10 protein-coding genes are annotated in these 12,882 nt (G+C 36.0%); 9 read left to right on the forward strand and 1 reads right to left on the reverse strand.

The genetic code is table 11. The features are described 5' to 3' along the window. Positions 1 to 152 precede the first annotated feature (152 nt). The 3 genes from NKG37_RS13845 to galT are packed head-to-tail and all read left to right on the forward strand — an operon-like array spanning position 153 to position 3,918. A complete protein-coding gene (locus NKG37_RS13845; RefSeq protein ID WP_254414809.1) occupies positions 153 to 1,328 on the forward strand; it encodes a galactokinase in 1,176 nt (391 codons plus the stop codon). Positions 1,329 to 1,352: 24 nt separating this feature from the next. Next, positions 1,353 to 2,345, forward strand: a complete 993-nt coding sequence (gene galE, locus NKG37_RS13850) for a UDP-glucose 4-epimerase GalE (RefSeq protein WP_254414810.1) — start codon at positions 1,353 to 1,355, stop codon at positions 2,343 to 2,345. A 34-nt stretch (positions 2,346 to 2,379) separates the two neighbouring features. After that, complete coding sequence (gene galT / locus NKG37_RS13855) at positions 2,380 to 3,918, forward strand: UDP-glucose--hexose-1-phosphate uridylyltransferase (RefSeq protein WP_016204369.1); 1,539 nt, start codon at positions 2,380 to 2,382, stop codon at positions 3,916 to 3,918. Between the two features lie 118 nt (positions 3,919 to 4,036). Here galT and NKG37_RS13860 read toward each other — a convergent pair whose 3' ends face one another. Then, positions 4,037 to 5,587: a glycosyltransferase family 2 protein gene (locus tag NKG37_RS13860; protein WP_101730302.1), complete on the reverse strand. Its 1,551-nt coding sequence runs from the start codon at positions 5,585 to 5,587 to the stop codon at positions 4,037 to 4,039. 290 nt (positions 5,588 to 5,877) lie between these two features. Between NKG37_RS13860 and NKG37_RS13865 the strand changes: the two genes are divergently transcribed. The 6 genes from NKG37_RS13865 to nagE all read left to right on the forward strand — a co-directional run bounded on the left by NKG37_RS13865 (position 5,878) and on the right by nagE (position 12,454). Beyond that, positions 5,878 to 6,858, forward strand: coding sequence for a LacI family DNA-binding transcriptional regulator (locus NKG37_RS13865; protein WP_254414811.1), 981 nt, complete (start codon positions 5,878 to 5,880; stop codon positions 6,856 to 6,858). Positions 6,859 to 7,291: 433 nt separating this feature from the next. Next, the gene (gene nagA, locus NKG37_RS13870) at positions 7,292 to 8,500 is read left to right on the forward strand and encodes an N-acetylglucosamine-6-phosphate deacetylase (protein WP_212120939.1); all 1,209 of its coding nucleotides are present in this window, start codon (positions 7,292 to 7,294) and stop codon (positions 8,498 to 8,500) included. After that, entirely contained in the window at positions 8,497 to 9,249 is a 753-nt protein-coding gene (nagB, locus tag NKG37_RS13875) for a glucosamine-6-phosphate deaminase (RefSeq protein ID WP_169188155.1), read from the forward strand. Before nagA ends, nagB begins: the two co-directional genes overlap by 4 nt. Next, the gene (locus NKG37_RS13880; RefSeq protein WP_016204373.1) at positions 9,246 to 9,971 is read left to right on the forward strand and encodes a GntR family transcriptional regulator; all 726 of its coding nucleotides are present in this window, start codon (positions 9,246 to 9,248) and stop codon (positions 9,969 to 9,971) included. Before nagB ends, NKG37_RS13880 begins: the two co-directional genes overlap by 4 nt. Continuing rightward, positions 9,968 to 10,876, forward strand: a complete 909-nt coding sequence (gene murQ / locus NKG37_RS13885) for an N-acetylmuramic acid 6-phosphate etherase (RefSeq protein ID WP_254414812.1) — start codon at positions 9,968 to 9,970, stop codon at positions 10,874 to 10,876. The genes NKG37_RS13880 and murQ overlap by 4 nt, the downstream gene beginning before the upstream one ends. A gap of 126 nt (positions 10,877 to 11,002) precedes the next feature. Beyond that, complete coding sequence (nagE, locus tag NKG37_RS13890) at positions 11,003 to 12,454, forward strand: N-acetylglucosamine-specific PTS transporter subunit IIBC (RefSeq protein ID WP_016204375.1); 1,452 nt, start codon at positions 11,003 to 11,005, stop codon at positions 12,452 to 12,454. The last annotated feature ends 428 nt before the right edge of the window (positions 12,455 to 12,882 follow it).

The raw sequence follows: 12,882 nt of genomic DNA on the forward strand, positions 1-12,882 counted from the left end.
AGAAATAATAAAATGAAACAGCAAATTATTACCCTTTATCCTTTCTTATTTTACCATTGAGAGTGTAAGGATTGAAGCATAAAATAAAAATGTAAACGGTTCAATAATAACGTGATAGTAAATAATCGTTCATATATAAAGGAGAGATAAAAATGACAAAGAATTTACTTGCAACTTTTACAGATATTTTTAGCGAAGGAGAAACAAAAATACGTACTTTTTTCGCGCCGGGGCGTGTGAATTTAATAGGGGAACATACAGATTATAATGGAGGGCATGTTTTTCCTTGTGCCTTATCAATTGGTACAACAGCGATCGTTCGAAAAAGAAAGGATAGAATGATTCAGTTCTATTCCACTAATTTTACGCAATTAGGTGTTTTAAAGGTTTCCTTAGATAAATTAGTTTATGATCAAGCAGATGATTGGGCGAATTACCCAAAAGGAGTTATTGCGATACTAGAACAGCATGGGTATAAACTAGATTCTGGATTTGATGTCTTATATGAAGGGGAAATTCCAAACGGTGCAGGCTTATCTTCCTCTGCTTCCATTGAAGTAGTGACGGCTATTATGTTAAATGAGTTATATTCTTTATCAATTGACAGAATCTCTCTAGTGAAAATGTGTCAGCAGGCAGAAAACGAATTTATTGGTGTAAGCTGTGGCATTATGGATCAATTTGCGATTGGGATGGGAAAAGAAAAACATGCTATTTTACTAGACTGCGATAAGCTAGATTATACCTACAGCCCACTTGATTTAGAAGATGCGTCGTTAATTATTGCTAATACTAACAAACGTAGGGGCTTAGCTGATTCTAAATATAATGAGAGACGAGGAGAATGTGAAAGAGCGTTAAAAGACTTGCAGGAAGATTTAGATATTCGTTCATTAGGAGAATTAACGCCAGTTGAATTTGATAGGAATGCACATCTAATCAAGCAAGATGTTGATAGACGGAGAGGGAAGCATGCTGTATATGAAAATGCTAGAACTATAGAGGCGGTTAAAAAACTACAAGATGGTGATATAGCGGCCTTTGGACAATTGATGAATGCATCACATATTTCCTTGAGAGATGACTATGAAGTTACCGGAAAAGAATTGGATGCTTTAGTGGAGGCAGCTTGGGAGCAAGAAGGTGTCATTGGTTCTCGTATGACAGGTGCAGGCTTTGGTGGCTGTACGATCAGTATTGTGAATAACGAATATATTGATGCCTTTATCGAAACAGTAGGAGGGAAGTACGAAGAGCAGACAGGATTAAAGGCAGACTTTTATGTTGTTCAAGTTGGAGATGGCGCAAAAGAAATTATTGGAGAGTAGGAGTTAATAAAGGAGGAATAAGAAATGGCAATTTTAGTATGTGGTGGTGCAGGCTATATCGGGAGTCATATGGTTTCTGAATTATTAGACCGAGGGGAAGAAGTAATTGTTGTTGATAATCTTCAAACCGGGCATAAAGCAGCCGTATTAGAAGATGCAACTCTTTATATTGGCGATTTACGAGACGAACATTTCTTAGACGATGTGTTTAAGAAACATACGATTGATGCGGTTGTCCATTTTGCTGCCGACTCCTTAGTTGGGGAAAGTGTGACGAACCCATTGAAGTATTATGACAATAATGTATATGGTGCTATGTCTCTATTAAAGGTCATGCATGCAAATGATGTGAAGAAAATTGTTTTCTCTTCGACTGCAGCAACCTATGGTGAAGCGGAGAATTTCCCGATACAAGAGAGTGACCCTGCCATTCCAACAAATCCATATGGTGAGACAAAGCTTGCGATTGAAAAAATGTTAAAGTGGACAGAAGAAGCATATGGGATTCATTATGTTGCGCTAAGATACTTTAATGTTGCTGGAGCACATCTGGACGGAAAAATAGGAGAAGATCATTTTCCTGAAACACATCTTATTCCGATTATTTTACAAGTGGCATTAGGAAGTAGAGAAGCTATTAGCATCTTTGGCGATGATTATGATACACATGACGGCACATGTATAAGGGATTATATTCATGTGACTGATTTAGCAAATGCCCATATACTTGCTTTGAAAAAATTAGAAAAAGATGAGACAAGCGGAATATACAATTTAGGTAGTGGAACAGGATTTACAGTGAAAGAAGTAATTGAAGCAACTAGAAAGGTAACAGGACATCCTATCCCAACTGTAATAGCACCTAGAAGAGCAGGGGATCCTGCCCGATTAGTTGCTTCATCAGAAAAAGCAAAAGCTGAATTAGGCTGGGAACCACAATATACTTCTTTAGAAAAAATGATTGGTAGTGCCTGGAGATGGTTCCAAGAAAATCCAGAAGGCTATAAGGGTAGATAATGAGGAATAACGAATAAGAAAGGAGCAATGGTAGATGACAACAACTATTTTTCATCTTGTAGAACAATTGCTTCATTATGGACTAAAATCAAACTTAATAACAAATTGGGATATAGATGTAGTACGAAATAAATTACTCGAAATCTTAGAATTGGATGATTTTATCCCATCTGAACAGAATTCAGAAATGGATACAGATTTGCGCATTATTTTAGATAATATCTTAGATTGGGCGGCTGAAAATAATCGCTTAGAAGAAAATACGATTACGAACAGGGATTTATTCGACACAAAATTAATGGGATCCTTTGTCCCATTGCCATCTGAAATAAATAATAGGTTTGAAATGTTATATAGAGAAAAGGGACCAAAGCAAGCAACAAGTTGGTTTTATGATTTTTCGAAAAAGGTAGATTATATTCGAACCGATCGAATTGCCAAAAATGAAGAATGGTTGGCAGGAACAAGTTACGGGGAACTAGAGATTACGATTAATTTATCCAAACCAGAAAAAGATCCGAAAGAAATTGCTGCAGCGAAAAAACTAAAGCAGGGGTCTTATCCAAAATGTTTGCTATGCAAAGAGAATGCTGGTTATGCAGGAAGAGTCAATCACCCTGCTAGACAAAATCATCGTATTGTACCAGTAACATTAGAAGGGGAACAATGGTTTCTGCAATTTTCGCCATATGTTTATTATAATGAGCATGCTATATGCTTTTCCGAGCAGCATGAACCAATGACTATTTCCAAAAGGACATTTGCAAGATTATTAGACTTTGTTAAACAATATCCACATTATTTCATTGGTTCCAATGCAGACCTTCCAATTGTTGGGGGTTCGATTCTCACACATGAGCATTTTCAAGGGGGATTTCATGATTTTCCGATGGCAAAGGCTGAAATAGAAACAGTCTTTACCCTTGAGCGTTTTCCCACTATACAAGCAGGAACCGTCAAATGGCCAATGTCTGTTCTTCGATTACAAGGAGAAGATATACAAGAATTAGTGGAAGCGTCTGATTGTATTTTAAAGGAATGGATCAACTACAGTGATGAAAAGGTAGATATTATTGCTTACACAGATGGTACACGCCATAATACAATTACCCCGATTGCCAGAATGCAAAATGGATTATATGAAATCGATTTAGTGTTGCGCAATAACCGCACAAATGAGGACCATCCATTCGGTATATTCCATCCACATGAAGAGGTCCATGCGATTAAACATGAGAATATCGGTCTTATTGAAGTGATGGGGTTAGCAGTGTTGCCAGGCCGTTTAAAAGAAGAAATGAGCCTGCTTGCAGACAAAATCTTATATGCTAATTTTGAAGAAAGCATCAAGGAAGAACCTACCATTATAAAACATTTAAACTGGGCAAAAGCAGTAAAAGAGAAAAACCCACAGATAACAAAAGAAAATGTACACTCCATTTTACAAATGGAAATAGGAATTGTATTTGAAACCATTTTGCATCATGCAGGTGTATTTAAAAGGGATAACGAAGGTACAAAAGCCTTTCATCGATTTATAGAGACACTGCAAAAAAATCCAATGAAAAAATAAAAAATTGGTTTAGAGAGACGGACGTTCACTACTTGGAAAGAATGTGATTGTCCGTCTTGGAATACAATTTTCACTGTATGAAAATCTACTTTCAAACTAATTTATTCTTAATTTTTGTCTATCCAAGTACCTTTAATGCCAAATGATTATGAATCGTTTTATAAAAATGATGCTTATCTGTTTGCTGTTTTTTTAACCGAAGTTTTGGATTCGGAATATGTAACTGCATTTTGTGATAGTCTCGATACGATAAATAAATAGTGTAAACGGATTTTCCAAAAGGAGCAAAGAATGCTTCGGGTATCAAAATTCTTTTCAAAGCTCCCTCATATGGTTCAAGCTGAAAGGAAAACTGTTTATGCATATTGTTTCGATCCCGGAAAAGTATCTGCTCCATGTCTTCTGGATAATCACCAGCTATGCCAATATCGAACCGAAAGAAGCCGTTAGCGTATTCGCAATTTACTAATTCTGCATACATCGGCACTTTAATATAGTTATACGGTGTGCTTAAAGGGGAAACCCAGTAAGCGATACCATCTTTTACAATATGCTTTTTACTTTTTTCTAGATTCATCCACTTAAATAATGTTTCGATATCTTTATAGCGCTTTTGAAGAAATAATTGATAACAAACTTTATTATAGGGATGAAAGAAATGGTCACTGATTTCATAATCCAAAGAAGAAGTCGTCCGTAACATTTTTTTCATGGTTGAAATATATGCTTTTCTTTTTAAAAATTCATCCATTTTTTCTTTATAAGTTTGAGCAGCCTCACTTCTTAGTGTATGATATCGATTCATAAAACCATTAAAGCAATCAAATTCATAAAGCCGATTAAAAATCATTTTTTTTACTTCTTCATCCATCTCTTTCTGTTTAAAATAGTGAATGACTTTTCTATTACAACGCATTTTATTTAAAGCGTTTGTTCTTCTGGTCAAAGATTCGTGATTGTCATCCAAGCGATTTAAATAATAGACAATCGACTCCGTTGTAGAAATTTTCTTGCAGTTAGTAAGGACTTCCATGAAAAACTGCTTATCCTCTGCATATTTCATCTCTGGAAACTTAATTTGATTTTTTTTAATAATACTAGATTTCATCAATCTTGCTCTAGGTCCTAGATGATGAAAAATATGTGGGATACTTGTTGGATGTATACTTCGTCTTTCTTTCCATGATTCATGTTCTGCTACAATCGCGCTTTTATTAGATGTAACTCTAATTGTCTTTCCGACGGCATAATCATCGTCGGTTTCATTCAAAACACTATAAAGCTTTTCTAAGCCGGTTTTCTCAAACCAATCATCTGCATCTAAAAAAGTTAAATAGGGGGCAGATGAAAGCTCGATTCCTAAATTTCTAGGATAGGCAGGGGTCCCGCTATTTTTGGCAAGAAGCGCGAGTTTAATATTTGGATGTTCTTTAACAAATGATTTCAAAATGGAACGAGTCTGATCTTTAGAACCATCGTCAACGATTATATACTCAATTTGTGGCATAATAGATTGCTGTAATACCGATTCAATGGTGTGCTTGATCGTTTTTTCATTATTATATACGGGTGTAATAACAGAAATAAGAGGCTGATTTAAATAGCGATCACTTTGATATAAATCATAGTTATATTTATGTTTTTTTGGAAGTGGTGATATATTTTTCATTGGTTACCCTACCTTTATAATTAAAGCTAAATGAAGATCCTACTAGCAATCATTATGAATCAACAAGCAAAAAGCTATACTTCCATAAGTAGAAAAAATAGTTAATACGTTATTATTATTATCCTGTATAATAAAGGTAGAAAAGAAGTAGGCAAGAGTGGAAGCGGCTAGAAGGAAATTAGATACATAAGTACCAGTAAATGAAAGGGTTTTCTATTGTTGTGATGATAGGGAAATAGGAGGCATTTACCCTTTATTTTTGTTAATGCAATTTATAAGGAGGTTTATAGGTGACAACGATTGGTGATATTGCAAAACTTGCAGGTGTAGCGAAGAGTACAGTTTCTCGTTATTTAAATGATGGTTCTGTAAGTGAGGCCACAAAACGAAAAATACAACATATTATTAAGGAAACGGGCTATATGCCTAATGCATTCGCTCAAAGCTTAAAGGCAAAGAAAACAAATATCATTGGGACGATTGTTCCTCGACTAGATTCATATGCTTCCTCACGAACATTAATTGGTATAGATGAAGAATTAAAGACTATGAATTATCAAATGTTAATTTCCCATTCCAATCTTGACTTAGAACGGGAAATTGAAAATATTCACTCTTTAGTTAGACAGAAGGTAGCAGGAATTATTTTATTAGCGACGGAAATAACGGAACATCACTTAGCAATTATAAAGCAGGTAGGTATTCCAGTGCTAATAGTAGGACAGCAGCATAAGGAGATTCCTAGTTTAATTCATAATGATTACGAAGCAGCCTATGAAGTAGGGAAATATGTTATATCTCAAGGACATAAAAAAATTGCTTTCCTTGGAGTTAATGAAAAAAATGTTGCGATTGGAATCGAAAGAAAAGACGGCTTTAAAAAAAGTATAGAGGATGGTGAAGGGATGGATGTAAAATTTTTTGAAACAAATCGAAATAGTTCAGAGTCGTTTTCTATTGTTTCAGAAATAATGGATACATTCAGTCCGAGTATAATTGTTTGTGCAACAGATAATCTTGCAATCAAAACAATGAAAGCGGTTTATTCAAGGGGCATTTCGATTCCGAATGATCTTTCCATTACTGGTTTTGGCGGATATGAAATGACGGAAATGATTCACCCCGGTATAACAACGGCTAAGTTTTTTTATAAAGATGCTGGTAATCTTGCAGCTAGAAAGATGCTTAGTCTAATAAGAGGTGAGGATACTCCGATGAAAACAGTATCTGGATTTGAAATTATTTATCGGGAAAGTGTTAGAAAGATTTAAATTAATTGAATTAGGGTTGATCTAAGAACTTTTTACCTTGCTAATATCAGCTGAAGCTGGCCAAATTAATCTTTGGCTGATATAACCTTTTGATTCAGAAAAAGAAAATAGAGAGGACACATGGAGGTTGACGCAGGTCCATGAAATAATTTATAATCAAAAATGAAAGCGATTACTGTTGTCTAGATTGTTTTCTAAAGGATTGTTGTTTTTTCAATCGAAAAAAAGAATTAGTTGGAAAAATGGAGCAGCCGGAATACACGAAAACAGCCTTTTGTAAAAACATCAAAATAGTTTGTTAAATTTCCTGACAAGACTAGAGAATTATAAGCATATTTTTAGTATTATATGAAATAATAATTAAGCACGGAACAACTGGTATAGACATCTAGATATATAGATGATATATATAGTATGAAGGAGTGAAATAATCATGATAACAGATGAACCACAAGATTTAGTATTAACAAATTTGTGTATTTACACGGAAACAGAGATTAATCCAAAAGGATATGTAGTAGTGAGGGGAGAAAAAATCGACTCGATTGGTTTAATGGAATCCTTTCATGAAGAAGATTGGGAAAATGCACATATAATAGATTTCCCTAAGAGGATGAATCTGATACCAGGATTAATTGATATTCATATACATGGAGCCAATGATGCAGATGCAATGGATGGGACACTAAATTCCTTAAAAGTTATGGCTGCTACCTTACCAAAGGAAGGAACAACGAGCTTTTTAGCAACGACCATGACACAAGACGAAGAAAGTATTGAAATAGCCCTTTCTTCTATTGCACAGTATATCGAAGCTAGTGATCAATCTGGAAAAGCGGAAGTTATCGGAATCCACCTAGAAGGTCCATTTATCTCAGAAAAAAGAGTTGGGGCTCAACCAATCCACTCCGTTAAAAAGCCAGATGTAGCATTATTTAAAAAATGGCAAGACTTATCAAATAATCAAATCAAGCTTGTTACGATGGCACCTGAAGAAGATGAGAACTTCGAACTTGTCCGTTATTTAAAGGCAGAAAAAATTGTCCCATCAATAGGGCACTCGGATGCTGTTTACGAGCAAGTACTATCAAGCATTCAAGCAGGCGTTAGTCATGTTACACATCTCTTTAATGGAATGAGAGGCTTGCATCACCGAGATCCAGGCGTTGCTGGTGCTGCGTTGCTTCATTCTGAGTTAATGGCAGAAATGATTGTAGACGGCGTTCATATCCATCCTGAAATTGTTAAACTTGCTTTTTTACAAAAGGGTGTTGATCATATCATCCTTATCACAGACAGCATGCGTGCGAAATGGCTGGAAGATGGCATTTCTTCCTTAGGCGGGCAAAAGGTAATCGTTCGCGATGGAAAGGCGTTATTAGAAAATGGTGCTCTTGCGGGGAGTACATTAAAAATGAATGATGCAATAAACAATATGATGAACTTTACAGGCTGTTCTTTACAGGATGTTGTGAAGATGGCTTCCTATAATCCAGCCAAGCAAATTGGCGTTTTGGATAAAAAGGGAAGTATTGCAAAAGGTAAAGATGCAGATTTAGTTGTATTAGATGAAAATAATCAAGTTGTACTAACAATTTGTAAAGGACAAATCGTATATTCGAATGGAGGAGTAAAAGCATGAAACTAATTGAAGTAAAAAACTATGACGAAATGAGTAAAGTAGCAGCAAAAGCAATAATGGAGCAAATTCAGACGAAGCCAAACAGTGTTCTAGGACTTGCAACTGGAGGGACACCGATAGGAACCTATCAGTATTTAATTGCAGATTTTACTAAAAATCAAACTTCCTATGAAAAAGTTATTACGGTCAACTTAGATGAATACGTTGGTTTAGAAAAAGATAATCCACAAAGTTATAGTTACTATATGAAAGAACAGTTATTTAACCATATTGATATTCCAGAAAACCACACTTATTTGCCATCAGCTAAAAACATAGATGATGAAGAGGCAGGAAGAAATTATGAAAAACTCATTGATTCATTAGGTGGAATGGATTTGCAAATATTAGGAATAGGTGAAAATGGACATATCGGTTTTAATGAACCAGGTACTTCTTTCCATTCTACAACAGGAATTGTGAAATTAACGGATTCTACGAGAGAAGCAAATGCACGATATTTTGCTACGATGGATGAGGTACCAACACACGCTATTTCTATGGGGATAGCTACAATAATGAAAAGTCGAAAAATTGTATTGCTAGTTTCTGGGGTGAAAAAAGCGTCTGTATTAAATCAGCTATTTCATTCAGATATAAACGAGGATCTACCTGCATCCATTTTGAAAAAGCATCCTAATGTTACGATTATAGCTGATCAAGAAGCTTTATCTATTTTAAAAGAAAATAAAGGGAGTGTGTATAGTTGATCATTAAAGATTCACATATTCCTATTTATTATCAATTGGAGATGGAGATAAAAGAAATCATTAAAGAACTAAAACCTGGCGATCCAATTAGTTCAGAACGGGAATTCTCCGAAAAATATGGTATTAGTAGGATGACGGTACGCCAAGCAATTAACAATTTAGTAGCAGAAGGAGTACTGGTTCGCCAGCGGGGCAAAGGAACCTTTGTGGCTGCACCAAAAGTAGAGCAAGAACTTTCTGGACTTACTGGTTTCTCAGAAGATATGCGATCAAGAGGGTTAACACCAAAAACAAAAATTTTGGATTTTAAGACAATTCCTTGTCCAAGAGGAATTGCCACTAAATTAAAGATAGAAGAGGGAGAGCTGGTTTATGAGGTTAGTCGTTTGCGCATTGCGGATGAAATCCCAATGGCGCTTGAAACCTCATATCTCCCAACTGCATTGGTAAAAGAGCTTCAGGAGGAGACCTTACATGGTTCTATCTACGAGTATGTAGAGCAAAACTTACATCTAAAGATTAGTCATGCTACACAAACTATTGAATCGACCTTATCACAGAAAAATGAAAGCACATCTCTTGGGATTAAAGATGGTGCGCCAGTGTTACTGATGGAGCGATTTAGTTATTTAGAAAATGGAACTCCTTTTGAATACGTTAAATCTATTTATCGTGGAGATCGCTATAAATTTGTTATTGATATGAAGAGGTCCGAATCATGAAAAAACAGAGAACAACAGAAAATGGTAATGAAAAAAGCAGGAAGTTAGATGAATGGAGTTCATTAGAAATAGTCCGATTTATGAACCAAGAAGATGCAGGAATCGCAAATGCGGTAAAAGAGGCATTACCAACCATTTCCTTAGCCGTTGATGGCATTGTCAACCGATGGAAACAGGGCGGTAGAGTGTTTGTGGTTGGAGCGGGTACTAGTGGGAGACTAGGAATCGTGGATGCTGTTGAGCTTGGTCCTACTTTTTCCATTGAACAGGATAGATGGAATGGAATCCTTGCAGGGGGATATGATGCCATGTGGACTTCTTTAGAGGAGACGGAAGATGATGAACAGCTAATACAAGCCACATTGGAGAAAGCTGACTTTTCAGCGACTGATGTGATCATTGGTGTTACAGCAAGTGGTTCCACTCCGTTCGTTCTTTCAGCTATTCATTATGGAAAAGAAAGAAATGGATTGACAATAGGGATAAGTAATAATGAAAGTACGAAGCTTTCCTCTATCTGTGATTATGGAATTGAAGCAATAACAGGAGCAGAAGTTATCAGGGGATCTACGCGTTTGAAAGCAGGAACAGCCCAAAAAATGGTGTTAAATATGCTATCTACTGCCTCTATGGTGAAACTTGGGAAGGTTTATAGTAATGAAATGGTAGATATGAAGTTAATTAATAAAAAACTTGTACAACGAGCTGTACAAACATTGATAAATGCTACAAGAATTAGTGAGGCAGAAGCTATAAAAGTACTTAAAGAGAATAATCATGATTTGAAAGTATCTATTTTTCGCGTTCTAACGGGTGGGACAATAGAGGATGCGATTCAATCACTTCGTAAGGCAGATGGTCATATAAAGCGTGCGGTTCAACTGTATTTTCAAAAAAATGAGTAACATTCTTAAGAATCTTAAAAGGAGGGATGCCCAAAAAGAAGAGATGAATATATGGTTTCTTATATATGTTAGCAGGTTGAGGATGGCATTTTTTTTAATTTATTTTATCTTATAGGGGGAAGTTAAATGAAATCGTACTTACAAAAGCTAGGGCGTGCATTGATGCTACCGGTAGCTGTTTTACCAGCTGCAGCATTACTGATGGGGATTGGCTATGCAATTGATCCAAGTGGATGGGGAGAAGGAAGTCCAATTGCTTCGTTTTTTATTAAAGCAGGGTCTTCAATATTAGACAATATAGCAATCTTATTTGCAGTAGGAGTCGCATTAGGCTTGTCAAAAGATAAAGACGGCGCTTCAGCGATTAGTGGATTGGTATCATATTTAGTTGTTAAAACATTATTATCTCCTGCTTCTGTTGCCATGTTGCAAGGAATTAACGTAGAAGATGTAAGTTTGGCGTTCTCTAAGATTGAGAATGCATTTATTGGTATTTTAGCAGGTGCTGTTGCAGCAGCACTATACAATCGTTTTAGTAAGACTCAGCTTCCAACGGCATTTGCTTTCTTTAGTGGGAAAAGGCTCGTACCAATTCTCAGTGCTGTTTCCATGCTCTTAATTTCTGTTATCTTATTGTTTGTTTGGCCGGCTATTTTCTCAGGACTTGTTAGCTTTGGCGAAGGAATCAGTAAACTAGGAGCAGTTGGTGCGGGAATATATGGTTTCTTTAACCGTTTGTTGATTCCAACCGGTCTGCACCATGCTCTAAATGCTGTATTCTGGTTTGATATTGCAGGGATAAACGACATCAATAATTTCTGGTCTAATAATGGGGTAAAAGGAGTAACTGGAATGTATCAGGCAGGCTTCTTCCCTGTGATGATGTTTGGTCTTCCAGCAGCAGCACTAGCGATGTATCATACAGCAAAAACAAAACGTAAAAAACAAGTGGCTTCCTTAATGCTTGCAGCAGGGATTGCAGCATTTATAACAGGGGTTACGGAACCAATTGAATTTGCCTTTATGTTTGCAGCGCCAGCCCTTTATGTTGTGCATGCATTATTAACCGGTATTTCCCTTTTCCTTGCAGCAAGTTTTCATTGGACGGCAGGCTTCGGATTTAGTGGTGGATTAATTGATTTTGTATTAAGTTCTCGTTTACCATTAGCAAATAATCCATATATGCTAATAGTTCAAGGGTTAGTATTTGCTGTCATATACTATACTTTATTCCGTTTCCTTATTACTAAATTTAATTTTAAAACACCTGGAAGAGAAGATGATGAAATCGTTGATGAATCATTAGATCAAGTTGCGGTTACAACGGATAATAAATTTGCAGTAATGGCCTCTGAAATTTATGCAGGTCTTGGCGGAGACGATAATGTTACATCTGTCGATAACTGTGTTACACGTTTACGAATTGAAGTAAAGGATATGGATGTGGTAGACCAACAAAAAATTAAAGCAACAGGCGTACCTGGAATTAATGTTATTGGCAAAACAAGCATCCAAGTAATTGTAGGAACTCAAGTTCAATTTGTTGCAGACGAAATTGAAAAGATTAGAAAGGTGTAACAAATTTATCCCACACTTAACGGATAGCAAGACCCAACCACAAGCTGAAGAAAATCGAGAAAGCTCTAGGTGTTCAAACTCTCTCGTAAAGGTCTGATAAGTGGAACTAACCGTCAATGGGGGAGGAGGAAAACTCCCGCTGATGAAAGTTTTTTTATAAGAAATTATTATGTTTCAGATAACTTGTAACCATAATCTAAAGGAAAACAATAATTTTATTGAGAAATGCGGTAGTCCACTCTTCAGGGGATGCCGCATTTTTATATAGAAAGAAAATAGAATAAGGGAGCAGGTTTATCTATTCGTTATCTAGAATCATTATACATAAGAAAAAGGACTTGGAACTGCTGGTAAGATAATAAGAGCTTTAAAGTTTAATTGAAGGTATGAGAAGCGCCATTTAAAAAGTGTTGATTTACTGGGAGGAG

Origin of the sequence: Niallia sp. RD1, from assembly GCF_024219955.1 — a bacterium.
GTDB lineage: Bacteria > Bacillota > Bacilli > Bacillales > Cytobacillaceae > Niallia > Niallia alba.

Excerpts from the sequence above, each read along its gene's own strand:
- nagE (WP_016204375.1), top strand. The coding sequence starts at position 11,003 with ATGAAATCGTACTTACAAAAGCTAGGGCGTGCATTGATGCTACCGGTA.
- NKG37_RS13860 (WP_101730302.1), bottom strand. The coding sequence starts at position 5,587 with ATGAAAAATATATCACCACTTCCAAAAAAACATAAATATAACTATGAT.
- murQ (WP_254414812.1), top strand. The coding sequence starts at position 9,968 with ATGAAAAAACAGAGAACAACAGAAAATGGTAATGAAAAAAGCAGGAAG.
- NKG37_RS13845 (WP_254414809.1), top strand. The coding sequence starts at position 153 with ATGACAAAGAATTTACTTGCAACTTTTACAGATATTTTTAGCGAAGGA.
- nagB (WP_169188155.1), top strand. The coding sequence starts at position 8,497 with ATGAAACTAATTGAAGTAAAAAACTATGACGAAATGAGTAAAGTAGCA.
- galT (WP_016204369.1), top strand. The coding sequence starts at position 2,380 with ATGACAACAACTATTTTTCATCTTGTAGAACAATTGCTTCATTATGGA.
- galE (WP_254414810.1), top strand. The coding sequence starts at position 1,353 with ATGGCAATTTTAGTATGTGGTGGTGCAGGCTATATCGGGAGTCATATG.
- nagA (WP_212120939.1), top strand. The coding sequence starts at position 7,292 with ATGATAACAGATGAACCACAAGATTTAGTATTAACAAATTTGTGTATT.